Origin of the sequence: Segatella copri (assembly GCF_019249655.2) — a bacterium.
Lineage (GTDB): Bacteria > Bacteroidota > Bacteroidia > Bacteroidales > Bacteroidaceae > Prevotella.
In genome coordinates, this window is record NZ_CP137557.1 from 3,794,229 (window position 1) to 3,819,614 (window position 25,386).

Annotated in this window: 21 protein-coding genes; 4 read left to right on the forward strand and 17 right to left on the reverse strand. The window is 49.7% G+C overall.

All coding sequences use genetic code 11. The annotated features are described in order from the left end of the window. Positions 1–29: 29 nt before the first annotated feature. Positions 30–2,000: a DNA topoisomerase (ATP-hydrolyzing) subunit B gene (gene gyrB / locus KUA49_RS15370; protein WP_203041195.1), complete on the reverse strand. Its 1,971-nt coding sequence runs from the start codon at positions 1,998–2,000 to the stop codon at positions 30–32. 261 nt (positions 2,001–2,261) lie between these two features. After that, entirely contained in the window at positions 2,262–2,516 is a 255-nt protein-coding gene (gene rpsT / locus KUA49_RS15375; protein ID WP_203041196.1) for a 30S ribosomal protein S20, read from the reverse strand. Between the two features lie 233 nt (positions 2,517–2,749). On the opposite strand from rpsT, the gene recO reads away from it, so the two are divergent. Continuing rightward, positions 2,750–3,475 carry a DNA repair protein RecO gene (gene recO, locus KUA49_RS15380; RefSeq protein WP_218412164.1) on the forward strand — a complete coding sequence of 242 codons (726 nt, stop codon included), beginning with the start codon at positions 2,750–2,752 and terminating at the stop codon, positions 3,473–3,475. Positions 3,476–3,531: 56 nt separating this feature from the next. Here recO and ftsZ read toward each other — a convergent pair whose 3' ends face one another. From ftsZ to rsmH, 12 genes are all read right to left on the reverse strand, one after another. Next, positions 3,532–4,869, reverse strand: a complete 1,338-nt coding sequence (gene ftsZ / locus KUA49_RS15385) for a cell division protein FtsZ (protein WP_203041198.1) — start codon at positions 4,867–4,869, stop codon at positions 3,532–3,534. Positions 4,870–4,899: 30 nt separating this feature from the next. Further along, positions 4,900–6,345 (reverse strand): cell division protein FtsA, encoded by a 1,446-nt coding sequence (gene ftsA, locus KUA49_RS15390; protein ID WP_218412163.1) that lies wholly within the window; start codon positions 6,343–6,345, stop codon positions 4,900–4,902. Between the two features lie 43 nt (positions 6,346–6,388). After that, a complete protein-coding gene (locus tag KUA49_RS15395) occupies positions 6,389–7,183 on the reverse strand; it encodes a cell division protein FtsQ (RefSeq protein ID WP_203049214.1) in 795 nt (264 codons plus the stop codon). Beyond that, positions 7,184–8,560 (reverse strand): UDP-N-acetylmuramate--L-alanine ligase, encoded by a 1,377-nt coding sequence (gene murC, locus KUA49_RS15400; protein WP_218412162.1) that lies wholly within the window; start codon positions 8,558–8,560, stop codon positions 7,184–7,186. After that, positions 8,560–9,666, reverse strand: a complete 1,107-nt coding sequence (gene murG / locus KUA49_RS15405; RefSeq protein WP_203041202.1) for an undecaprenyldiphospho-muramoylpentapeptide beta-N-acetylglucosaminyltransferase — start codon at positions 9,664–9,666, stop codon at positions 8,560–8,562. The genes murC and murG overlap by 1 nt, the downstream gene beginning before the upstream one ends. Before the next feature lie 103 nt (positions 9,667–9,769). Further along, positions 9,770–11,047 carry an FtsW/RodA/SpoVE family cell cycle protein gene (locus tag KUA49_RS15410; protein ID WP_218412161.1) on the reverse strand — a complete coding sequence of 426 codons (1,278 nt, stop codon included), beginning with the start codon at positions 11,045–11,047 and terminating at the stop codon, positions 9,770–9,772. A gap of 71 nt (positions 11,048–11,118) precedes the next feature. Further along, complete coding sequence (gene murD, locus KUA49_RS15415) at positions 11,119–12,456, reverse strand: UDP-N-acetylmuramoyl-L-alanine--D-glutamate ligase (protein WP_203049217.1); 1,338 nt, start codon at positions 12,454–12,456, stop codon at positions 11,119–11,121. 44 nt (positions 12,457–12,500) lie between these two features. Continuing rightward, on the reverse strand, positions 12,501–13,769 hold the full coding sequence (gene mraY, locus KUA49_RS15420; RefSeq protein WP_203041205.1) for a phospho-N-acetylmuramoyl-pentapeptide-transferase: 1,269 nt from the start codon (positions 13,767–13,769) through the stop codon (positions 12,501–12,503). A gap of 20 nt (positions 13,770–13,789) precedes the next feature. Further along, positions 13,790–15,253, reverse strand: a complete 1,464-nt coding sequence (locus tag KUA49_RS15425; protein WP_218412160.1) for a UDP-N-acetylmuramoyl-L-alanyl-D-glutamate--2,6-diaminopimelate ligase — start codon at positions 15,251–15,253, stop codon at positions 13,790–13,792. Between the two features lie 115 nt (positions 15,254–15,368). Beyond that, positions 15,369–17,525: a penicillin-binding protein gene (locus tag KUA49_RS15430; protein ID WP_218412159.1), complete on the reverse strand. Its 2,157-nt coding sequence runs from the start codon at positions 17,523–17,525 to the stop codon at positions 15,369–15,371. After that, entirely contained in the window at positions 17,522–18,016 is a 495-nt protein-coding gene (locus KUA49_RS15435) for an FtsL-like putative cell division protein (protein WP_203041208.1), read from the reverse strand. The genes KUA49_RS15430 and KUA49_RS15435 overlap by 4 nt, the downstream gene beginning before the upstream one ends. Before the next feature lie 4 nt (positions 18,017–18,020). Then, the gene (gene rsmH / locus KUA49_RS15440) at positions 18,021–18,935 is read right to left on the reverse strand and encodes a 16S rRNA (cytosine(1402)-N(4))-methyltransferase RsmH (protein WP_218412158.1); all 915 of its coding nucleotides are present in this window, start codon (positions 18,933–18,935) and stop codon (positions 18,021–18,023) included. Between the two features lie 375 nt (positions 18,936–19,310). On the opposite strand from rsmH, the gene KUA49_RS15445 reads away from it, so the two are divergent. Further along, positions 19,311–20,138: a glycerol acyltransferase gene (locus tag KUA49_RS15445; protein ID WP_218412157.1), complete on the forward strand. Its 828-nt coding sequence runs from the start codon at positions 19,311–19,313 to the stop codon at positions 20,136–20,138. Between the two features lie 99 nt (positions 20,139–20,237). Next, positions 20,238–21,230, forward strand: a complete 993-nt coding sequence (locus KUA49_RS15450; RefSeq protein WP_218412156.1) for a GNAT family N-acetyltransferase — start codon at positions 20,238–20,240, stop codon at positions 21,228–21,230. Positions 21,231–21,528: 298 nt separating this feature from the next. Here the strand turns inward: KUA49_RS15450 and KUA49_RS15455 are convergent, their stop codons facing one another. The 3 genes from KUA49_RS15455 to dgt all read right to left on the reverse strand — a co-directional run bounded on the left by KUA49_RS15455 (position 21,529) and on the right by dgt (position 24,757). Continuing rightward, positions 21,529–22,716 (reverse strand): helix-turn-helix domain-containing protein, encoded by a 1,188-nt coding sequence (locus KUA49_RS15455; protein ID WP_256624787.1) that lies wholly within the window; start codon positions 22,714–22,716, stop codon positions 21,529–21,531. A 202-nt stretch (positions 22,717–22,918) separates the two neighbouring features. Next, complete coding sequence (locus KUA49_RS15460) at positions 22,919–23,146, reverse strand: hypothetical protein (protein ID WP_218412155.1); 228 nt, start codon at positions 23,144–23,146, stop codon at positions 22,919–22,921. A gap of 273 nt (positions 23,147–23,419) precedes the next feature. After that, positions 23,420–24,757 carry a dGTP triphosphohydrolase gene (gene dgt, locus KUA49_RS15465; RefSeq protein ID WP_218412154.1) on the reverse strand — a complete coding sequence of 446 codons (1,338 nt, stop codon included), beginning with the start codon at positions 24,755–24,757 and terminating at the stop codon, positions 23,420–23,422. A gap of 168 nt (positions 24,758–24,925) precedes the next feature. Between dgt and dut the strand changes: the two genes are divergently transcribed. Further along, positions 24,926–25,363, forward strand: coding sequence for a dUTP diphosphatase (gene dut / locus KUA49_RS15470; RefSeq protein WP_218412153.1), 438 nt, complete (start codon positions 24,926–24,928; stop codon positions 25,361–25,363). Positions 25,364–25,386: the final 23 nt, after the last annotated feature.

Below are 25,386 nucleotides of genomic sequence, written 5' to 3' on the forward strand. Positions count from 1 at the left end.
AGTCTGCCCCCAATATGTTCGTGTTAACTTTAAGCGTCGATATTGGCGTAAGTAGCGTTCTGCTCGATGAACTCACGGCGTGGCTCCACGTCGTCGCCCATCAGCATAGAGAAGATCTCGTCTGCCTGAGCTGCATTCTCAATGGTCACCTGCTTGAGCAAGCGTGTAGAAGGGTCCATGGTGGTTTCCCAAAGCTGCTCTGGGTTCATCTCACCCAAACCTTTGTATCGCTGGGTGTGGATATTCTTGTCTTCTGTGCCGTCGCCATACTTGTCGATGAAAGCCTGGCGCTGCTGCTCGGTATAGCAGTATTCGCTCACCTTGTTGCGGTATGTACACTTGTAGAGAGGTGGGGTTGCGATATACAAGTGACCTTCCTCAATAACCTTTGGCATGAAGCGATAGAAGAGAGTCATGATCAGGGTGTCGATGTGTGAACCATCGACGTCGGCATCGGTCATGATGATAATCTTGTCGTAGCGCAACTTGTCGGTGTTTGCCTCCTTGCTGTCTTCGCCATCCACTCCGAAGCGGACACCAATACTCTGGATGATGTTCATCACAGACTCAGCCTCGAAGACCTTATGCCACTGAACCTTCTCTACGTTCAGAATCTTACCACGCAATGGGAGGATAGCCTGGCGGAAACGGTCGCGGCCCTGCTTGGCTGAACCACCAGCGGAATCACCCTCGACGAGGAAGATTTCGCATTCCTTAGGATCCTTCATAGAGCAGTCGGCGAGCTTACCAGGCAGACCTCCACCAGTCATGAAGTTCTTGCGCTGTACGCTCTCGCGTGCTTTGCGGGCAGCGATACGTGCTGTTGCAGCCAATACCACCTTCTCGCAGATGCGCTTAGCCTCGTCTGGATGCTCCTCCAGGTAATCAGACAAAGCCTCGTTCACAGCCTGCTGAACGGCACCCTGCACCTCGCTGTTGCCGAGCTTGGTCTTGGTCTGTCCCTCAAACTGAGGCTCTGCTACTTTGATAGAGATAACGGCTGTGAGACCCTCGCGGAAGTCTTCTGGTGCAATCTCTACCTTTGCCTTCTCTATCTGCTTAGAGATAGTTGGGTCGGCTTCTGCGTAAGCCTTCAAGGTACGGGTCAACGCCATGCGGAAACCGGTCAGGTGAGTACCACCCTCGATGGTGTTGATGTTGTTGACGTATGAGTGGATGTTCTCTGAATAGTCTGTGTTGTACATCACGGCAATCTCAATAGGAATACCCTGCTTCTCTGTCTTCAGATAGATGACGTCGTCGAAGAGGTGAGTGCGATGGCGATCCACGTAGCGGACGAATTCCTTCAAACCGTCCTTGGCATGGAATACCTGCTCCTTGGTCTTGCCTTCCTCGTCTGGGCGCAGATCTTTCAAGGTAATCTTGATACCTGCGTTGAGGAATGCCAACTCGCGCATACGGTTGGCGATGATGTCCCACTTATAGACTGTGTGGGTGAAGATGGTTGGGTCTGGCCAGAACTGCTGGCGTGTACCGCGCTTGTTGGTCTCGCCTACCACCTTGACAGGATAGAGAGGCTTACCCTTCTCATATTCCTGCTGGTAGATTTTGCCGCCACGGAACACCTGTGACAACATGTGGGTAGAAAGTGCGTTTACACAACTTACACCCACACCGTGCAAACCACCAGATACTTTGTAGGAACCCTTGTCGAACTTACCACCGGCATGGAGCACGGTCATTACGACTTCGAGGGCTGATTTATGGAGTTTCTCGTGCATATCCACAGGGATACCACGACCATTATCTTCTACGGTGATGGAGTTATCTTCGTTGATGGTTACCTCGATGTCGGTACAGTAACCCGCCATCGCCTCGTCGATAGAGTTATCGACGGTCTCGTTTACCAAGTGGTGAAGACCCTTTTCGGAGATGTCACCAATATACATCGCCGGACGTTTGCGAACAGCCTCCAAGCCTTCGAGAACCTGGATGTTACTCGCAGAGTAATTATTTGCGTTGTTTTGATTTTCTGCCATTTTTAGAATTGTCTTATTTCCGTGCAAAGATACTAAAAAAAGCTGAGATTCAGAAGGTTTTCTTTGTGAAAAATAGCGAAAAAAACAAGAAAACGTGAAGTTTTCAAATATGTAGAAGAAATAGGGGAAAAAAGAGGATAAAACGTGCTGTTTCCGATAACAAAATAGGGAAGGAAAACATACTTTGGAAAACAAGAATAAGGCTGCAATCCTCTTGAAAGGAATGCAGCCTTATTTATGTCTTTTGCTTTGACTTATAAGTTAGGCCAACTTTGCGATGTGCTGAGTAAGACCAGACTTCAAGTTAGCAGCCTTGTTCTCATGAATAACGTTGATCTTAGCCAACTTGTCTAAAAGCTTCTGAACTGTAGGATAGAGCTTTGCAGCCTCCTCCTTGTCAGACATGTTGCGCAATTTGCGAACGGCATTGCGCATAGTCTTTGCATAGTACTTGTTATGCAAAGCCTTCTTCTTGTCCTGACGGATTCTCTTGATTGATGATTTGTGATTTGCCATCTCTATGTTTATATTTTTTTATTCTTTATAATGTTTGTAGTCCCTAGCAGAGTCGAACTGCTCTTTAGAGAATGAAAATCTCTCGTCCTAACCGATAGACGAAGGGACCATTGCTTATTTGCGGGTGCAAAGTTACTACTTTTTTTCGAATCTCACAAATTTTTTCGGGAAAATTTTCGCTAAATGCTTGTTTTTTTGTAATTTTGCCCTGTTTTTAAACAATTATAGACAAAATGGAAGTAAAAACTAGAGCCATTGTGCTGCAAACGATTAAATATGGTGATGCACAGCTTATCGTGGATTTCTTCACGGAAAAGCTGGGCAGACTCTCTTTTATGGTTAAAATTCCCAAATCTTCCAAGTCGAAGATGAAGCGACAGCTGTTCCAGCCCCTGATGTTGCTGAACCTGGAGTTTGACCATCGTCCGAAAGCAAGTCTGCAACGAATCAGGGATGTTGCCATCTCCTCTCCATTCGTGGATATTCCCTTCTCGCCGTTTAAGTTGGCGATGTCGATGTTCCTGGCTGAGCTCCTGGGGCGGGCCACCCGCAACGAACAGGCTAACATGCCTTTGTTCTCGTTTATAGAGGAAAGTGTCTTGTGGCTCGACCGTGCCAGAGAGGGCTTTGCCAACTTTCACATCGTCTTCATGGTTCGCCTTACCTTCTTCCTGGGCTTCTCTCCGAACCTGGAAAGTGGAGTCACGGGCGATTACTTTGACTTAGAGGAGGGTCGCTTTGTTTCCTTCGTGCCTACGCATACACATTATTTAAATAAGGAGGATTCCCTGCGTATGGTGAGCCTGTTCAGGTTGAGCTATGAAACAATGCACCTCTATACAATGTCCAGAATGGATCGGAACCGCTGTATAGAGGTGATATTGCAATATTATAAGATTCATGTTCCGGGATTCCCGGAATTGAAAAGCTTTTCTGTTCTGAAGGAACTCTTTGCCTAGTCTTTCCCCTTTCCTCGTGGCGAGGGGATGAGGGAAGGCTTCATGCGGTGGGGCAGTTAGGCGAAACTGATAACTCCCTGAATAGAGTCGTTATCGTCTTTTTTCTTAGCCTCTTCCACTTCCACATTGCCTGAAGCCAGGTTGCGGATGTCTTCCAGAGTCTGGCGTGTACGCTTGTAGGTAGGAGTATTCTCTACCTGCAGGATTACATCCTCGTTGTCCAGATCCTCAGGGCGGAACAGGAAGATGTGTGGATGACGCTTATACTGCGTAGAGTTGCCGTCTGAACCATAGTAGCGCTCTCTTCGGTTCTGGCGCTCGGCTCTTGTCTCTTCCTCTTCTGCCATGCGGCGGGCTTCCTCCTCTGTATGCTTCTTGATGTGGCGGTTCATACCCTCCACGTCTTCGAGTCCGAAACCGGTAGCCAGTACGGTTACCTTTACTCGGCTGCCCAGCTCTGGGTCGATGGCAAGTCCCCACTTCAGCTCGAAGTCCTCGCCGAATTTCTCCATGAAGTCGTTCACGTCGTTCATCTCATCCATGGTCAAACCAGGGTTGTCCTTCTTCTCGCTGGCGAATGCGATGCTCAGCAGAATCTTCTTAGAGTTGAATACGTCGTTGTCGTTGAGCAATGGTGAATTCAAGGCATCTTCGATGGCCTTCTTCACACGACCTTCGCCCTCACCGTATCCTGTACTCATGATGGCAACACCACCATCCTTCAATACGGTCTTCACGTCGTTGAAGTCGAGGTTGATGAGTCCGTGAACGGTGATGATTTCTGCGATACTCTTGGCAGCTACGCTCAGGGTATCATCCGCCTTGCCGAATGCATCGAGCACGGCGAGGTCTGGATAAATCTGTCGAAGTCGCTCGTTGTTGATAACCAGCAGGGCATCAACGTGCTTTGACATTTCCTCAACGCCATCCAGCGCCTGGTCTATCTTCTTTGGACCTTCGAAGCGGAATGGGATGGTAACGATACCTACGGTCAGGATGCCCAGCTCCTTGCTCACGCGGGCAATGACAGGGGCAGCACCTGTACCGGTACCACCACCCATACCTGCGGTGATGAAAGCCATCTTGGTTCCGTCGTTGAGCATGTGCTTGATTTCTTCCAGGGTTTCCTCGGCTGCCTGGCGTGCCTTGGCAGGCTTGTTGCCAGCTCCCAATCCTTCCTTACCCAACTGCAGATGGACAGGTACAGGAGAATCGTTGAGTGCCTGATTGTCCGTGTTGCACAATACGAAGCTTACGTCGTGGATGCCCTCACGATACATGTGGTTTACGGCGTTACCGCCACCACCACCCACACCAATCACCTTGATGATGCTGTTTTCTTTTTCTGGCTCTCCAAAGTCCAGAATATGTGGAGTATTTCCGTTATCTAGCATAATAGTATAATTCTAAAATGTTATTCTTTCTTATTCTTCCTCTGAGATGGTATCCTTGACGAATTTCTTGAATCCTCTCATAAACTTGTGGACGAGGCTGTTCTCCTTTCTGCGCTTGGCTTCTTCCTCGGCTTCAATCTCAGCCAGGCGTCTTGCTTCCTCTTCCTCCTGTTCCTTCTTGCGGCGAGCCTCTTCCTCTGCCTTCTTCTTGATTTCCTCTGTCTGAACTACGCCCAAACCTGTGGTGTCGTTAGGGTTGCGTGTAGTTCTGTGGGTATCAACGGTAGAAGTGTGGTTGTCGAGATTGTCGAAGAGATCCTGTCCGAATTCGTTGCCGGCACAGTTCATGTCGCCCTTGGCCAGGAGTCCCAGGATAGTGTTCATCATACCGTTGCGGCTGTTGATCTTCTGGTCCTTCGAATTGATGGTCTGGGTAACGAACTTGGCAATGCGCACCTTGTCAATATGCGTATGGTTCTTGAATACCTTGTCGATTTCCGGCATGTTGCTGCCACCACCGGTCAATATGATGCCGCCCATCAGCTTGTCTGAGAATTCCGCAGGAACCTGGAACCAGGCATTCTCCACGATTTCCTCAACGCGAGCCTCTACGATTTCGATGAACTTCTTGCTCTCCACGCTTCTGTCCTTATCTACAGGATAGAGAAGTGCCTGGTCCATATTGGCGATGTCGGTGTATGCCTTGGCGTATTTCAGTTTCATCTTCTCTGCGTCAGCTTCCTCAAGCTGCAGGCAAGTCAGATCCTTGGTGATGTTGTTGCCGCCCAATGGAATGACAGAGAGATGGCGCAATATACCTTTATAATATACGGATACGGTCGTTGTATCAGCACCCAGATCTACGAGCATACATCCTGCACGCTTCTCAGAGTCAGTAAGGACACTGTCTGCCATAGCCAAAGGAGCCAAGTACATCTCTGCAATAGAGATATTGGCGTTTTCGAAGCAAGTGTTGATGTTGTTGTAGAAGTTCTTGCGCCAGAGTATGTTCAGGAAGATACCCTCCAGATGGTTGCACTGTATGCCTACAGGGTCTATCTGATACTGGTTGTCTATCTTGTATTCCTGGGTTGCTGCATCCAGAATCTCCTGGTCTGGATACGTCATGTTGCGGTTGATGTCCATGAGCTCGTTGATCATGTCTTGCGAGATGATGGAAGCTCCAGGCAGATCCTTCACGATGACGTTTTTCAGACTTCTGATAGATCTGCCGCCTACACCCACGTATACCTGGGTGATGTCTTGCTGGAGAATATTCTTCAACTTCTTGATGATGCTGATGAGGCACTGCCCCGTCTTGTCGATGTTATAGATAACACCCTTTCTGATGCAAGAAGATGAATTCTCCTGAACGACAGCAAGTACGGTGATGCTGCCGTCCAAATTCTTCTGACCTGCTATACCTGTCATCTTAGATGAGCCAAGCTCGATAGCTACAATAAATTCCTTTGGCATAGTCCTTATATATTATCTTTTTCTGTTTCTATTTAACCTTAAATTAGCTGTTATGATGCTTTTTGCAAATAATCTGGTTGTCAAACTCGATATTGATGTATGAGTATTTGTTCCAGCCAGCCTGAGATAGTCCATATTTGTAGAATTTCTCCAATCGGTCCATCTTTTTGTTGATGAACGCTTCTACGTCCTTTTCTCTTTTGCTGATGATGTTACTCTCGGGCAGGTTACCTATATATATAATGTGGTTTCCTACCCGGGGAACTAGTTCGATGCCCCTGTTGGGCAGTACGTTGATCTGCTCAATCTGATTTCTCCAAAGATTGTTCGTCATCAGAGTCTTGCTCACCAGTGAGATATACTTCTGAGCGTACCATTTGTTGATGTTGCCCGTGGCGATGATGATGTCGCTCGTATAGTTGGTGTTCGGCATAATCTGATAATGATCATCTACATAGTAGTCCTCGTTGTTGATGCTCTTGATTCTAACAATTGGCATGCGCTGGGTGAGATAGATATCTACCAGACCTTCCTGGGTCTTGTAGCATTCTGCGGTCTTCACGAAGGGACTGGTTTTCAGTGCCTCCTCTATCATCCTGGAGTTCACTTGGCTGAGTGGCTTCTCCAGGGGGTAGAGCTTCTTCATCTCCAGTCTCTTCTTGATTTCCTTTGCATTCAGAAAGCCATTGGTCATCTCATCCTGTATGTTGATGTTCACCTTGGTGCACACCAGGTTCTTTTCATCAGGTTTGTTAAACTTGGTGAAAGCGAAACCCAGGTAGGTGGCCAATGCCACGTCTAGGGTGATGATGATGGTTTTCTGCCAATTGATATGCATTTACTTCTTTTCTAATATTTCTGTTATTTGAGGAACATAGTTGTCCAGGTCGCCGGCTCCCAGGATGACGAGTACGTCGAAGTCTCGGTTCTTCACCAGGTCGAGTACGTCTTCCTTGTGTATCATGCTCTTCTCTACGCCTGGCTTCAGGTTGTCGTAGATGAGCTTGGATGTTACACCTGGGATAGGCTGCTCACGGGCTGGATAGATGTCGCAGAGGATGACTTCATCGAGAAGACTCAAGCTGTTGGCAAAGTCCTTGTAGAAGTCACGGGTGCGGGTATAGAGGTGTGGCTGGAAGATGGCAGTAATCTTGCGATCTTTGTACAGCTCACGAATGCTCTTCGCACTCTGGTAAATCTCTTTTGGGTGATGAGCGTAGTCGGAGAGGAATACGAGCTTGTCGTTCTTGATCTTGAAGTCGAAGCGGCGGTCCACGCCTCCGTATGTCTTCATTCCGTTGCGCAGCTCATCGGCTGTGCAGCCATTCAACTGTGCCATTGCCATTGCAGCCACACCGTTGGTGATGTTGATTGGCACAGGCTGTCCGAGTTCTACGCCTGTCACGTTCTCGATAGGAGAGATGAAGTCGAATGTGATTCCGCCATTCTCTATCTTGATGTTCTCTGCGTGGAAGTCGCCTTCGTCCTGGCTGTATTCGTATATCTTGACGCCGTCCTGCACGTGCTGCTTCATCTCCAGGTCTTTGTGGATGATGAGGGCACCGCCCGGCTGGATCAATTCTGTGTAGTGGCGGAAGCTTTCCAGATAAGCCTCCTTGGTGCCGTAGATGTCGAGGTGGTCTGGGTCGGTAGATGTGATGACGCTCATCCATGGACGCAACCAGTGGAAGCTGCGGTCGAACTCATCTGCCTCGATTACTACGTAGTCGCTCTTGTCAGAGAGGATGTAGTTGGTGCCGTAATTCTTGGAAATACCACCCAGGAAGGCATTGCAATCTACATGGCTCTGGTGCATGATGTGGGCGCACATGGTAGATGTTGAAGTCTTGCCGTGTGTGCCGGCTACGCACAAGCCCTTGTGTGTACGGGTCAGTGTGCCCAGTACCTGAGCACGCTTCTCGATGGTGAAGCCGTTTTCATGGAAGAAAACCAGCTCCTTGTGCTCTGCTGGGATAGCTGGTGTGTAAATCACCAGGGTGCTCTTGGCATCCTTGCAGGCCTCAGGGATGAGGTCTATGTTCTCCTCGTAGTGGATGAGCATGCCCTCTTTCTCCAGCTCATGGGTGAGCTTGGAAGGAGTCTTGTCGTATCCTGCTACTACCAACTTCTTGCTGAGGAAGTATCTGGCGATGGCGCTCATGCCGATACCGCCGGCACCTACAAAATAAACAGCTTTGATATCTTTGATTTCCATTACTTTGTTGCTAATTTGATGACTTCGTCGGCGATGACGTCGGCAGAGTTCTTTAAACCTAATTTCTTGATGTTCTCACAGAGTGAGGCGAGCTTGGCTTCGTCCTTCACTGTATCTACTGCCTTTTTCAGCAATACCTCTGGTGCCTCGGCATCCTTCACGTAGATGGCTGCGTCCTTGTTCACCAGTGCCATGGCGTTCTTGGTCTGGTGGTCTTCTGCCACGTTAGGGCTAGGAACCAGGATTACTGGCTTGCCGATGAGGCAGAACTCGCTGATGCTGCTGGCACCGGCACGGCTGATAACCAGGTCGGCTGCCTTGTAGGCTGCACCCATGTCGCTGATGAAGTCGGTAACCTTGAGCATTGGCAATTCCTTGCCTTTCATCTGCTCCATGATGGCTGCGTTGTAGTACTTACCTGTCTGCCAGATAAACTGCACGCCGCTTTCCTTCACCAGGTCCAGGTGCTGCAGCACGCTCTCGTTGATGGTTCTTGCTCCGAGGCTTCCGCCCACGAGCAGGATGGTTTTCTTTTCAGGGTCGAGTCCAAACTGCTTTCTTGCCTCTTCCTTGGTGATGGTAGTCTCCAGCACGTTCTGTCGCACTGGGTTTCCCGTCATGATAATCTTGTCGGCTGGGAAGAAACGTTCCATTCCTTCGTAAGCCACGCATATCTTTTCTGCCTTCTTTGCCAGGAGCTTGTTGGTCACACCTGCGTATGAGTTCTGTTCCTGGATGAGGCATGGAATACCTTTGCTGGCGCAAACGTTGAGAGTAGGTCCGCTGGCATATCCGCCCACGCCTACAGCCGCCATCGGCTTGAAATTCCTGATGATGCTCTTTGCCATGTGCTGGCTCTTCCAGATCTTGAAGAGCACGGCGATGTTCTTGAGCAGGTGCTTTCTGTCAAAACCGCAGATAGGCAATCCTTTGATTTCATAACCTGCTGCAGGGACACGCTGCATTTCCATTCTGCCGAGTGCTCCTACAAACAAAATCTTGGCATCAGGGCGCTTGGCCTTGATGGCGTTTGCGATGGATACGGCAGGGAATATATGACCGCCTGTACCGCCTCCACTTATGATGATTCTTAATTCATTGTCCATGTCCATTCTTGTTTCTGACCCATAGGGTCAATAAATCCAACGCAAAGGTAAGCAAAAAAATCCATTTAATGGCATTTTTTACCTAATTTTAGATAGTCTTTTGTTATGCAGCAGCAAATTTGTCAATATTTGCTTCATTTTGAGGCAAATCTTTCTTTTTTGCTGTTCTACTGATGCTTAATATGATTCCTAGATAGAGACAGTTGATGATGGTGGAAGTACCGCCTCGGCTGATGAGCGGAAGCGGCTGACCGGTCACCGGAGCCAGGCCCACAGCCACTGCCATGTTGAACAATGCCTGCACCACGAGCATGATGGCAAGGCCCATGCAGAGGAACGCCGGGAAGGTGTTCTCGCAGCGGTTGGCTATCTTGCCGGCTCTGAACAGCAGGATGATGTAGAGCATGGCTACGAACACGGCTCCCCAGATGCCCATCTCTTCGATGATGATGGCATAGATGAAGTCGGAGAATGCCTGCGACAGGAAGTCGCGCTCCACGGAGTTGCCCGGACCCTTTCCTACGATGTTGGATGAGGCGATGGCGATGTTGGCATGTGCCACCTGGGCATCCTTGTCAAGGTCTACGTCTTCCGGTGCCACTGGCTTGGAATTCAGAAACTTGTCGATACGTGCCTTCCAGGTGTCGGCGCGGTGGAACATCTTCTCTATTTTTCCCGGTGCCTCTTTCTCCTCGTTCACGTTTTCCGTCAAGGTATTTTCCGGTTTCTGCGCCGTTTCTCCCTTGTCCTGACCTACTATCATGACGGCGGCAAAGATAAGGCAGATGCCTATCAGGGCTGTACCCACCAGCTTGCCTATCTGGCTCATCGGTACCCTGCCTATGATCATCATGCATAAGATGGTGATACACAGAAGCATGGCGGTTGACAGGTTTTCCAGACAGATGAGGAAAACAAACATGCTGCAAGCCGTCAGAACGTATTTGAATGCTCTACGGTCGGCACCGTTGGGTGTCTGCATGGCACTCAGGATCTGTGCCACAGCCAGCACCACCGCTCCCTTGGCTATCTCGGATGGCTGAAACTGGATGCCGATGAAGTTGATCCATCGGGATGCACCGTTGGTAGACTGTCCGGCTACCAGCACCCAGACGAGCAGTCCGAGCGACGGGAGCAAGACGAAAGGAGTTACTATCTTGAAGTACTTGCACTTAACCTTGAGCATACATATCATGGTAATCAAGCCCATTCCCAGCAGGCCAATGTGTCGGAGTACAGGAGCCATGAAGTTGCCGCTCTTGTACGACAGGGAGCTGGAAGCGGAATACACCTCCACGATACTGATCATGCAGAGAAAGAAGAAAACCATCCAGATTACCTTGTCTCCCTTGAATATGTTGCCTATGGTTTTATTGTTCATTTCTTTTCTATCTATTTTGAAAGTGAAGGAGTTAAGGTCAGGGATGCCTGGTTCCTTAACTCCTCGTTTTTTTATTCTCCGATGGCTCTTGCCAATGCCTTAAACTGCTCTCCTCTGTCTTCCATGTTCTTAAACAGGTCGAAGCTGGCGCAGCATGGGCTCAGCAATACGGTGTAGCCTGGCTTAGCCAGTTCCTGGCAGGCTGCCACGCAGTCTTTCATGCTGTGGGTGTCGCGCACAGGGATGTCCAGGGCATCGAAGTTGTCGTGCAACTTCTGATTGTCGGCTCCCAGATATACGATACCTGCGCATTTCTCCTTCACCAGGTCCTTGATCTGGTTGTAGTCGTTGCCCTTGTCCTTACCTCCGATGATGAGGATGGTAGGAGTGGTCATGCTTTCCAGCGCATACCAGCAGGCATCCACGTTGGTAGCCTTTGAGTCGTTCACATAGTAAACGCCCTTGAACTTGCCCACCTTCTCCAGACGGTGTTCTACGCCAGGAAAATCGCTCAGCCCCTTGTGCAGGGTCTCGTGGTCGATGCCCACGATGTTGCAGGCAAGTCCGGCAGCCAGACTGTTGTAGATATTGTGCTTGCCGCGCAGGCTCATGTCTGCCTGTGGCATCTCGAAGGCTGATGGGAAGTTGAGCTTGTACTTGCCGTCCTCGATGAAGCCCACGCATCCTTCTTCGTTGAATTCAGAGAATGGGCAGAGGTGTGACTTGAGGTCATACTTCTCCAGTTCCTTCTTCACGATAGGGTCGTCGTTCCAGAAGATGAAGCTGTCTTCCTCTGTCTGGTTCTGGGTGATGCGCATCTTGGCATCGGTATAGTTCTGCATCTTGAACTCATAGCGGTCCAGATGATCAGGGGTGATGTTGAGCAGGATAGCCACGTTGGCACGGAACTCATACATGTTGTCGAGCTGGAAACTGCTCAGCTCGATGACGTAGTACTTATGAGGAGTCTCAGCCACCTGCAGCGCCAGGCTCTTTCCGATGTTGCCCGCCAGACCTACATCGTAGCCAGCCGACTTGATGATGTGGTAAATCAGCGAGGTGGTGGTAGTCTTGCCGTTGCTGCCCGTGATGCAGATCATCTTGGCGTCGGTATAGCGGCCTGCAAACTCTATTTCGCTGATGATAGGAGTGCCCTTCGCCATCAGTTTCTGAACCATAGGTGCCTCCTTAGGGATGCCCGGGCTCTTGATGACTTCGTCGGCGTCTAAGATCTTCTCTTCTGTGTGGTGACCCTCTTCCCATTCAATGTTGTGGTCATCCATCAACTTCTTGTAGTTATCCTTGATCTTCGACATGTCTGATACGAAGACCTCGAATCCCTCTTTCTTAGCCAGCACGGCAGCACCTGCGCCGCTCTCGCCGGCTCCTAAAATTACAATTTTGCTCATTGTCTTATTCTTATCTAAATCAGGCTGATAAAAGCGCCTGTGTTTTATCTAATCTTCAATGTGATGATGGTCAATGCCGCCAGGATGATGGTTACAATCCAGAAGCGGATGGTAATCTTCGATTCGTGGTAGCAGTTGCGAGGCTTCTTCCACAAGTACTTGCACTCAGGGTCCAGCTGGCTGTCCTGTGTGCGGAAGTTGTCGTGGATAGGCGTGCGCTTGAAGATGCGCTGCTTGATGCCCCTGCGCTTGCCCAGCTTGTAGTAGTAAACCTGCATCATCACGCTGAGGCTCTCTACGAAGAAGATACCGCAGAGGATAGGCAGCATCAGCTCCTTGTGGATGATGATGGCACCCACGGCGATGATACCGCCGATGGTCAGCGAACCCGTGTCGCCCATGAACACCTGGGCAGGGTAGGCGTTGTACCAGAGGAAACCGATGAGCGCTCCGATGAAGGCGCAGAAGAATACCACCAGTTCCTCTGAACCAGGGATATACATGATGTTGAGGTAGGCGGCAAACTCGATGTGCGATGACACATACGCAAGTATGCCTAGCGCCACACCTATGATGGCGGAGTTGCCGGCACACATGCCGTCCATACCGTCGTTGAGGTTGGCTCCGTTGGATACGGCTGTCACCACAAAGATGGTCATAATCACGAAGAGAATCCAGCCTGCTGCCACCTTGTATTTGCCGCAGAAGCTGGTAATATTGGAGTAATCCAGGTTGTGACCCTTGAAGAACGGAATCGTAGTCTTCAGCGATTTTCTTGCTTCTGCGCGGTGTTTCACCACGGTCTCCTGTCCCTGGCGTTCGATGGCGAGGTTCTCGTTCATCTTCACGTCAGGCGAAGCCCAGAGCACCAGACCCACGATGAGGCCTATGCCCACCTGTCCCACAATCTTGTACTTACCCTTCAAGCCTTCCTTGTCGCGCTTGAAAATCTTGATGAAGTCGTCCATACCGCCCAGGAAACCCAGCCATACGGTGGTGATGATCATCAGAATGAGATAGATGTTGCGCAGACGTCCCAGCAGAATCACCGGAACGAGGATAGCAAGGATGATGATGACACCACCCATAGAAGGCACGCCAATCTTCTTCACTCCAAACGGGTCGATGCTGGCATCGCGCTGGGTCTCAGTGATTTGCTTGTTTTTGAGATACTTGATGAATTTCTCGCCAAACCATGCTGAGATAACGAGTGACAATATCAATGCGAGCAGGGCTCGGAACGAGATGTAACCCCACATGTGAGAGCCTGAGATGCCCCACTGCTCTAAAAATCTAAAGAGATAATATAACATTTTTCTTCTTTTTCTTTGTTTTACTTCTGTGGAATGCCGAAGATGTCGCGAATCACCTCCTTGTCGTCAAAGTGGTGCTTCACGCCCTTAATCTCCTGATAGTCCTCATGTCCCTTTCCGGCTACGAGAATCACGTCGCCCTTCTTTGCCATCATGCAGGCTGTGCGGATGGCTTCCTTGCGGTCTACGATGCTGATCACCTTCTTCATCTGCTGGGCGTTGAGTCCGGCAAGCATGTCGTTGATGATGTCCTGTGGCTCCTCGAAGCGTGGGTTGTCGCTGGTGATGATTACCTTATCGCTCTGCTTTACGGCCTCCTGCGCCATCAGCGGGCGCTTGCCCTTGTCGCGGTTGCCGCCGGCTCCGCATACGGTGATTACTTCGCCGCCCTTGCCGTCGAGCACTTCGTGGATGGCGTTCAATACGTTCTCCAGGGCGTCTGGCGTGTGGGCATAGTCTACGATGGCGGTATAGCCTTCTGGCGACTGAATTGGCTCCAGTCGTCCGTTTACGCTGTGAAGGGTGCTCATCACTACGAGCACATCCTCTGGCTTCTTGCCCAGCATGATGGCTGCACCATATACGGCGAGCAGGTTGCTCACGTTGAACTTGCCGATAAACTGTACGCCCACTTCTCTGCCGTCAATCTCCAGATACATGCCGCCGAAGTGACACTCCAGAATTCTTGCCTTGAAGTCGGCCATAGAGCGGGTGGAGTAGGTCTTCACGGTAGCCTTGGTGTTCTGCACCATAATCATGCCGTTCTTGTCGTCGGCATTGGTGATGGCAAAGGCTGTCTTTGGCAGTCCGTCGAAGAATGCCTTCTTGGCGTTGCGATAGTTCTCAAAGGTCTTGTGATAGTCCAGATGGTCGCGGGTCAGGTTGGTAAACAATCCGCCGGCAAACTGCAGACCTCCGATACGCTTCTGTGCGATGGCGTGCGAAGAGCACTCCATGAAGGCATACTCGCAGCCAGCTTCTACCATCTTGCCCAGCAGCATGTTCAGCTCTATAGGGTCTGGAGTGGTATGGTCGGCAGGAATCGCCTCGTCCTCAATGTAGTTGCACACGGTGGAGAGCAAACCGCACTTATGTCCGAACTTGCGGAACATATTATATAATAAGGTGGCGATGGTGGTCTTGCCATTGGTACCAGTCACGCCAACCAACTTCAGTTTTCTGGATGGGTCGCCATAGAAAAGGGTTGCCACCTTGCCTACAGCATCCTCGGTAGATGCTACCTGAATGTAAGTTACGCCCTCAACCTTCTCCTCAGGCAAGTCCTCGCACAAAACCGATTTTGCGCCCAGTTCCAATGCCTTTGGTATAAACTTGTGGCCGTCAACCTGTGTGCCCTTCATGGCAACGAACAGGTGACCTTCCTTAATCTTTCGGGAATCGATGTTGATGCCCGACACCTCTACATCTACATCGCCGATTATCTGTATCGGCTCGATGTTTTTGAGCAATTCTTGTAACTTCATATAATTGTTTTTTATAAATTTACACCTTATTTATATATAGAGATTTACACCTTATTTATATATAGGGTGCAGAACTCAGCTCTGGATGCCATCGAGAGTTGAGTCCTGCTCTGGTTTAGTTGAGCTCAAGGGAGCATACGGCTCCCTTCTTGACCGGAGTTCCGGGAACCAGACTCTGCTTGGTTACCTTTCCTCTGCCCACAATCCGGGTCTTGATGCCTCGGCTCTCCATGTTGAAGATGGCGTCTCTTGCGCCCATGCCCATCACGTCAGGCACGGTGCCCTTGCCGTATTGCTTCTCTCTGATGAGTCGGATGCTTCGGCTTCCAGAACGTTCGGCCTTGCCCCAGATAGGGTTTCCGTTGGCATAGCTGCCGCCCCAGTTGGTGTTGGTCTTGATGCCCAGGTGGGTGAGCACATAGTCGGCAGCAAGCACGTTGCCGTTCTTCACGTCGGGTACGAAGATGGAAGCTGAATCCTTGGCGTCCTTCACGTCGAGTTTCAGACTCTGCGCCATGATGCCTTCGGCGATGTCGTGGAACACCTTTCCGCTCATGCTTCCTCCCGAAGCAGGCAAGCCCGATTTCTGGATGCAGACGATGCAGCTGTAGCGCGGATTGTCGGCAGGGAAATAGCCGGCAAAGCTAACCAGATAGTTGGTTCCGCCGTTCTTGTATCCGCCGGCACCCTTTGATACCTGCGCCGTACCCGTCTTTCCTGCCACCTTGAAGTTAGGCGAACCAGCCTTCTTTCCGAGTCCCACGCTCACCACCTGTTCTAGGATGGTCTGCAACTCCTTGATGCTCTTCTCCTTGGCTATCTGCGGGCGCATCACCTCTGGCGGGAATTCCATGATGGTTTCTCCGTTCTTCACCACCTTGCTCACGAATCTAGGGCGCATCATCTTGCCGTTGTTGGCGATGGTGTTGTAGAAGGTGAGGGTAGAGATAGGTGGCACCTGCGTCTCATATCCGATACTCATCCATGGCAGCGAAGTCTTAGCCCAGTTGTCATACTGTCCGTGGCTGTTCTTGTGCGGCATGCGGATTCTTGCCGGGGTAGCACCCATCAGCGGAATCTTCAGGTCATCGTGCAGACCGGTGCGGTAGATGCCCTTCACGAATTTCTCAGGATTGTTCCTGTAATGATCGTCGATGATGCGGCTCACACCGATGTTGGAACTGTACCACAGGGTCTGGGCAAAGCTCAGCATGCCATATCCGCCCTTGCGCCAGTTGTGGTCCTTCATGTCTCTGCCATACATCTGCCATACGCCGCAGCCCGTCTCCACATGGTAGGTGGTATCCACCACGCCGTCGTCCAGGGCCACGAGCAGCGAGGCTGGCTTGAACACGGAACCCGGCTCCAGCAGGTCGCTCACGGCATGGTTGTGAATCTCTCTGTATTCTCCGTCGAAACATTTCTCCATGTTCACGATGGCCTTGATGTCGCCGGTAGGCACATCCATCACGATGGCTACACCCACGTTGGCGTTGATTTCCTTCAGCTCCTCGATGAGCGAACGCTCGGCAAGGTCCTGCATGCTCACGTCGATGGTGGTCATGATGTCGGCTCCGTCGATAGGAGGGGTATCGGTGATGTCGAGGAACTTGTTGCGCACCTTGCGGCGGTGCACGATACCGTTGGTTCCGCGCAGGATGGAGTCGTAGCTCAGCTCCAGTCCGAAGCGGGCGGTATCCTTGGCGCCGAACATGGCTCCGATGGTACGTCCGGCAAGCGAACCGTAGGTACGGGTGCGGGCATTATATTCCTCCCAGTGGAAACCGCTCTTGTAGGGCGACATGCGGAACACCGGCAGACTCTTCACCTCGGTAAAGGTGTTGTAGTCGATGCGGCTGCCGTATATTGCCCAGTGGCGGCTCTTCTTGCCTCGTCCCTCTATCAGATTGCGCTTGAATTCCTCAGCGCTCTTCTCCGGGAATATCTTGTGCAGACCCTGGCAGATGGAATCCTGCTTCACATCCCACAGCGAGTCGTTCTTGGCGGTAGACAATGCCTGGAAGTCCATGAACACCTTGAACTCAGGCAGCGAACTCGCCATCAGCTGACCGGCGCAGCTCAGGATGTTGCCTCGGTTAGGCTTCACGGTCACGGAATCTTTCTTCTGTCGCTCGGCAACCTTCATCCAGTAGTCGTGCTTGGCAGTCATGATGTAGAATGCCTTGCCCACGATGGCAGCCGCTATCAGGGTCATGATGATGGCGATGGCGCTGTAGCGGGGCATTACTTTCTTATGTTCAAACTTGCTCATTCTTCGGGTACGTTAATGATGTAAGGAGGCTGGGTGGCGATGTGCAGGATGCTGTCTTTGCTGTGCTTCAGCACGTCGAGCACATTGCTCTCACGACTCTTTTCTGTTATCTGGCTGCTGGTAGACAAAGCCTTGTACTTGGTGTCTTGCAGCTCTTTTTGCAGTTGGTCCAGCTCGATAAGGTCCTTCTGGATGCTGTATCGGTTGGATATGTAGATGATGACGAAAAACACGATGAGCACAAACAGCCATATCTGCTTGCGTATGATTTGGGCGGTGAGGATATCGCCACCCAGAATCTTGCGCAGGGTAAAGCTTGCCGATCCCGAAGCCTCCTCTTCAATGGCCTGCTTGGCTAGAGCTGCCTTGAGCGACTCTTCGGGAGTTGCTTCCTTGGCTGGACCTTCGGACGCAGCAGCCTTCGGCGTCCCTTCAGGAGCTGTTTCTTCCGCCTGGCTGTTGACTATCTGTTTTTCTTTTTTTTCTTCCATTTTCTTATTTCTTTTCTGCTATTCTAAGTTTAGCACTTCTGCTTCTCGGGTTTCTCTCCTGCTCGTCGGCATCAGGAATGATTACCTTGTTGTTCACGAGCTTGAACGGAGTTTCTATTCTTCCGAAGAAGTCTTGTTCTATCTTTCCTTCCGGATTGCCCGCCTTCATCATGTTCTTCACGATGCGGTCTTCCAGCGAGTGGTAGGTGATCACCGAGAGCCTGCCGCCCGGCTTCAGCAGTTCGGTGGCAGATCGGAGCATCTCTTTCAGGGCATCCATCTCGTGGTTCACCTCTATGCGCAGCGCCTGGAAGAGCTTCGCCATCTCCTTCTTCTCTCGCTCGCGCTTGAAGAGGGGTTCCACGGCTGCCATGAAGTCCTTGGTGGTCTTGATGGGGCTGGTGGCTCTCGCCTTGACCAGGGCAGAGGCGATGCGGCGCGAATTCTTCAGCTCGCCGTAGAGGTAGAAGATGTCGGCAAGGGCTTCTTCCTCATATTCGTTCACGATGTCTGCAGCAGTCTTTCCGGCTCTCTTGTTCATGCGCATGTCGAGCGGCGAGTCGAAGCGGAACGAGAAGCCACGGGTCTCGTCGTCGAAGTGATGGCTCGATACACCGAGGTCGGCAAGCAGTCCGTCGAGTCCGTCAACGCCATAGTATCGCATCCAGTTTTTCAGGTATCTGAAGTTGGAGCAAACGAAGGTGAATTCAGGATTCGCCACCACGTTGCGTTCGGCGTCGGCATCCTGGTCGAAGCTATACAGGTGTGCGCCCTCGCTGAGTCGGGAGAGTATCTCCCTGGAGTGTCCGCCACCGCCGAAGGTAACATCTACATAGATGCCGCCTGGCTGGATATTCAGTCCGTCAACGCTCTCTTTCAGGAGAACGGGTACGTGGTATGTTTCTGCTGTCTTAATCATATCGTCTTTTCTTATTTTTCTTTATAAGTTTCTTATTTTTAACTCATTCCTCCCACGTGTATGTACCTATTTTACCACACGTATGTACCTATTTAAAAGGAATTCGGGTTCAAAGGTACATAAAAATCCCCACAAACTGCTACTTTTCCGTGCAAAATTTTAAAAACGGCTATAAAAAAGTTGTTTTCCCGCCTTTTGGGCTCTGCTGAACCGAATGTCACGGAAACTCCGAAAACACTGTTTTTTGTCTTGATTTCTGCACGAATGATGCTATTTTATAGGAAATTTAGGCAAAAATGATATTTTTTTGGAAAAAATGACTCGTATTTAAAAAAGAAGAACTAATTTTGCACGTACTTATAAGTTTTAATGAACATGAGTGCTTCAATTGAGAAAACGATAGATATAGAAAAGATACTGAAGAGCAAGATGGGAAGCAAGGCGAAGTATGTGCCGGGTTTCCTGGTTTCTTGGCTTAAGAAAATCATTCACGAGGACGAGGTCAACAAGTTCTTGTGGGAAAGTCGTGGCCTTTCCGGTACAGAGTGGCTCACCGAATGCGTGCGCTATCTGAAGATGGATGTAGAGATTGTGGGCTTGGAGAATCTGCCGGATAAGAACGACGGAAAGCTCTATACCTTCGTGTCTAATCATCCGCTGGGCGGACAGGACGGCGTGTGCCTGGGCTCCATCATCGGAAAGCATTATGACGGCAAGTTCCGCTATCTGGTAAACGACCTTCTGCTCAATCTTCCGGGACTCAAACCTGTAAGCATCGGCATCAACAAAACCGGTCGACAGAGCCGTGACTTCCCGCGCATGGTGGAGGCTGGTTTCCAGAGCGACAACCACATGCTCATGTTCCCTGCTGGCCTGAACAGCCGCAAGCAGCCTGACGGCAGCATCCGTGACCTGCCTTGGAAGAAGACTTTCATTTCCAAGAGCGTGGAGTATCAGCGCGACGTGGTGCCTATCCACTTTGGCGGGCGCAACTCAGAGCGATTCTATCGCATCGCCCGCTTCAGCGACAAGCATCTGCCGTTCAATCTCGCCATGCTTTTCCTGGTAGACGAGATGTACAAGAACGTGGGCAAGCATTTCCGCATCGCCATCGGCAAACCGATTCCTTGGCAGACCTTCGACCATAGCAAGTCGGCCACCGAGTGGGCACAGTATGTGAAAGATAAGGTCTACGAATTATAACAGATTATAACAGAGCATTATAATACGCAAAGCATTATAAGCATCGTAAAGCATAATATAGATTTATAGAATATAGTTTTTATATAGAGATAGAGTAGTATGGAAGAAGAAATCATCCAACCGATTGACCGCGAGCTGCTGAAGAGCGAGTTGACTCCCGACAAGCAGCTTCGCATGACCAATAAGAGCCATAACGAGATTTACATCGTTACGGCAAATGACTCGCCAAATGTATTGAAGGAGATTGGGCGCCTTCGTGAAATCGCTTTCCGTGAGGCTGGCGGTGGAACCGGGAAATCGATGGATCTTGACGAATTCGACTTTGGCGACAACTGCTATAAGCAGCTCATCGTCTGGAATCCGGAGGCCAACGAGATTATCGGTGGTTACCGTTATCTGCTGGGTAGGGACTGGCAGCTCGACGAGAAGGGCCAGCCAAAGCTCGCCACCAGCCACATGTTCCATTTCTCCGACAAGTTCCTGAAGGATTACATGCCTTACACCGTGGAGCTGGGCCGTTCGTTCGTTTCTATTGAGTATCAGAATGTTCGCAAGAACAGCAAGAGCATCTTTGCCCTGGATAATCTCTGGGATGGCTTGGGTGCCCTGACTGTGCTTTACCCAGAGGTGAAGTATTTCTTTGGCAAGATGACGATGTATCCATCTTACATCCGTCGTGGTCGCGACATGATTCTCTACTTCCTCAAGAAGCATTTTGATGACAAGGAGAACCTGGTGATTCCGATGAAGCCATTGAAGTTGGAGACTCCTGAGAGCGAGATGGAGAAGATTTTCACCGAGGATGATTTCCGTGCTGATTATCGCATCTTGAATCGTGAAATCAGAGAGTTGGGCTTCAACATTCCTCCATTGGTGAATGCGTATATGAATCTGAGTCCTACCATGAAGCTCTTCGGCACCGCCATCAACTATGGTTTCGGTGATGTAGAGGAGACGGGTATTCTCATAGCCGTGGATGAGATTCTGGAAGAGAAGCGTGTTCGTCACATCAACAGTTTCATAGAGGAGCATCCTGAGGCGCTGAAGATAACCAGTGGTGCCAACAAGATTTTCTATAAGGAAAAAGAATAATAAAACAACAGATAATCCCATGTCCTTATTGCTTTCCGGCAATAAGGGCATGGGAATTTTTACATCATTTTCATACTGATTACTTCCTACCTTTAAAGGAAAATGTTTCTAGAGTTAGTAGAAAGCTTCGTTCAGCGTCGTTGAATGTCCGTTCAGCGACGTTGAATGTCCGTTCAACGACGTTGAATGTAGGTTCAACGACGCTGAACGGAACTTTCTTCTAGTCTTAAAAACAATTTTGTCCTATATGGTTGAAAATTATCCTATAATAAATTCTATATTACACTCCGATGGAATGTCAAGAGCCAGCAATGTCGGATTCTTTCTGTTGTCTTTCTCTCCAGGCAGTAGGGGTGCAATCCTCCTTCTGCTTGAAGATGCGGTAGAGATGGGTGCGGGATGAGAAGCCGCATTCGGCAGAGATGATGTCGTTGCTGAAGTCAGGACAGGCTTCCATCATCTTCTTTGCCGCCTCGAAGCGAATTTCACTCAGCCAGATTCTGAACGTAGATTGCAGAATCTTGTCGAAATACTGAGTCAGCTCATACTTCGGAATCCTAAGCTGATGAGATAAGGTCAGCATGTTCACCGTGCTGTCTTTGTATCCCATTTCTTTGCACCATTTATCCAGACATCGCTGTATAAACAGTTGCCGTTCATCAGTAAGGGCTTCCGTCATTTCATCATTCAGCTCCTCCATTTCCAGCTTTGTTTCAGGGTCGTTTTCATCAGCCAGTCCTTTGCTGATAGCTATTTCCAGAGCAGCCATCTTCTCCTCTTCCTTATCAAGGAGTTCTTCGGTAGGGGTATAGTTGTAGCCCAGTGCCACGAAACTGAGGATGAAGAAGAAAAAAGAAACCAGTCCGAGAGGTCCCACGATGAATAGCAGTTTGGTGTTGAGGATGGCAAACAGCGTGATTACGGCTGTAAACATGAGAATCATGACGCTGGCACGTGCGTATCTCACGTATGGCAGGATGTCGGTGGCAGCCATCGTCTCCAGCATGTTCTTTCTCTTGTTCATCTCCTTGATAATCATATAGATGCAATATACTACATCGCTTGCGTAGAGAGCCAGCATCACATAGAGCCAGCTTCCGATGTGCAGGCCGTTGCAGAAGTGGACACCTGCCAGGAAGGTGGCGAGTATGGCTGCATAGGCGCCTCCACAAATCAGAATCATCTTTTTGCGGTTGGCGTGGGTGGCCTCTATGTTGTAGATGCCCATGGCTATGAGCGTGAAGCAGGGGGTATAGACCAGGATGTTGATGATGGCTCCCAAACCATCGTCTGTGGCTCGGAATCCATAAATCATCTGCATCAGGTATTGTATGGCAAGTCCAAGCATGGCTACGAAAATCAGCCATCTTGAACGCTCATATCGCTTGTTGAGCCATCTTACATGCAGATGGGTGAATGCCAGGATTAGGGCATTGACCACCATGAAGATGAGGCATGCAAACTGCAGCAGAAATAATGGTTTCATATTGTCTTCTAAAAATTCGTTTCATCACCTTATTATTATGATTATTTCCAGTTGGTGAATCTGCTTGCAAAAGTACCACTTTTTTTGCAAACGGCAATACAATTTAACATAAAACTTTGTGAATTCTCGTAATATCTCTCTTTTTTTGATTTGCAGATGAGATGATGCGAATTTCTCTGCATGCCTATGCAGGGCTAACTTGCTAATCACTCAGCAGATACCACAGGTTCTGCAGGATGATAAGCGTTAATCCCAGGAACAGGTAGATATAAAACTGTTCCCGCTTGATGAAATCGGCAAGGCTGAACTCTGCCTTCCAGTGATCATCAAGATAGTTCTGGTACTCACGTATCATGGCATAGAATATGATGATGCCCGATATGAGTATGGATACTCCTAGAATGAAAATTGTGAATTCTGCTGTTGTCATTGTTTCTTGTTTTTATTTCTAATCTTTGTTTCATGCTGCAAATATAGCATTTTTTTTCGAAACTAGGTGTCGCATTCCTATGTTCATGTGTCTACTTCCTATGTTCAAGGTGTCGCATTGGTACCAATGCGACACCTAAATTAACATAAAGATACATATAAATACTTATTTTAGCGCAGTTTTAAAGTGGCCCCATTAGAGCCCAGATTTCTGTTTTTGGGGGTAAATTGTCTTATTGTGTCAAAGAAAAGGCAGCAGAATTTTGGTGTTATCCTATACAATAGGCAGGCTGATGCCGTTTATCTTCTGATAGATATCTAGGGCATAGATATCCGTCATGCCGCTGATGTAATCCAATATCGCCATGATTCGATCTTCCAGATTCTCGTTCTCGATGTCGTACTGGCTGCTTACCCGGCGCAGAAGCTGCTTGGAGTAGAAACGGGACGGGTTGACGGCGGCATCGATGAATACTTCCATCAGCGTGGCCATGATCTTGTAACCCGAAAGCTCGATGTCGAGAACGGGCTTGCTGGCGTAAATCTTCTTTCTCGAAACCTGGGTACAGGTGATGTAGGCATTGCGCTCGTGCTCCGAGATGTGGTCGATGAGGGCTCCCTCGAAGGTGCCGGCAAGAATCTCTTCCTCGTGGTCGAGGAATGCCTTTACGCATTCGTTCTCCAGTTTGCCAATCACGCAGGCTCTCATGTAAACCACCTGCTCGTTTTCATCGGTCAGTTCCTCGTCGATGATGCGCTGGCGAATCTTGTTTTTCGTGGTTTCATCGAAGAAACCGAGCAATAAATCGGCGGTTTCATCGAAGGAAAGAATCTTCAGCTTGTGCGAATCCTCGATGTCCATAATCTCATAACAGATGTCATCGGCAGCCTCTACCATATACACCAGCGGATGGCGGGCGTACTTCAGTGGTTCGCCTTCGGCAGACAGGCGGCGGATGCCTAATTCATCGGCTACCTTCTGGTAGGTAGCCGCTTCGGAGGTGAAAAAGCCGAATTTACCGTGATTGCCAGCTAGACTGCTGGCAAAAGGATATTTCACGATGGCGGCAAGCATCGGATAAGTCATCACAAATCCACCCTGGCGACGGCCCTTGAAGCGATGCGTCAGGATTCTGAAGCCGTTGGCATTACCCTCGTAATGGGTGATATCATCCCAAAACTCCGATGAAACCGCCGATTTTAGGCTCTGGCCTGCTCCTTCGCTGAAGAAAGTCTGGATGGCTTTCTCGCCTGAATGCCCGAAGGGAGGATTACCCAAGTCGTGTGCCAGACAGGCTGCGCTCACGATGGTTCCTATCTCTTCGAAGAGGGTATCCTTCAGTTCCGGACGCTTCTGGATGATGCGGCGGGAGATGTCGTTGCCCAGCGACATGCCCACGCTCGATACTTCCAGGCTGTGGGTGAGGCGGTTGTGTACGAAGATGCTGCCCGGCAGCGGGAATACCTGCGTCTTGTTCTGCAGGCGGCGGAACGCCGACGAGAAGATGAGGCGGTCGTAATCGCGCTTGAATTCAGAGCGATCGTCGTGGCGTTCGGCATGCTTATGCTCCTGTCCGAAGCGCTTGTTTGATATGAGTTGTTTCCATTCCATAATCCATCTGCTATATAAGTGATTCTTACTATCCTTTCATTTCTGATGCGCAAAAATACATGAAAGTGCGCATAAATCAAAATAAAAAACAATAAATTATATCATTTTCACTTATAAAATGCGATTATTCGCCTAAAAAGCAGTATTTTTGCAGAAAATTCTAGAATTATGCTGAAAGTAAAGATTATCAATAAGGGACATCAGCCTCTCCCTGCGTTTGCCACACCTCAGAGTGCGGGCATGGACTTGCGTGCTAACATCGACGAAGCCATCGTGCTCCATCCTATGGAGCGCCGACTGGTTCCTACGGGGCTTTTCATGGCTCTGCCAGTGGGTTACGAGGCACAGATACGTCCACGCAGCGGTCTTGCCCTGAAGCATGGCATCACCGTGCTCAACACGCCGGGCACCATCGATGCCGACTATCGCGGCGAAATCATGGTGCTGCTCATCAACTTCTCGCAGGAAGACTTCGTCATCAACGACGGGGAGCGCATCGCCCAGATGGTGCTTGCCAAGCACGAACAGTGCGATTTCATCGAGGTAGAAGAGCTGGATGAGACCGATCGTGGCGCCGGTGGATACGGACATACCGGAGTGAAATAACATCAGAACAGAACATTAAAAAT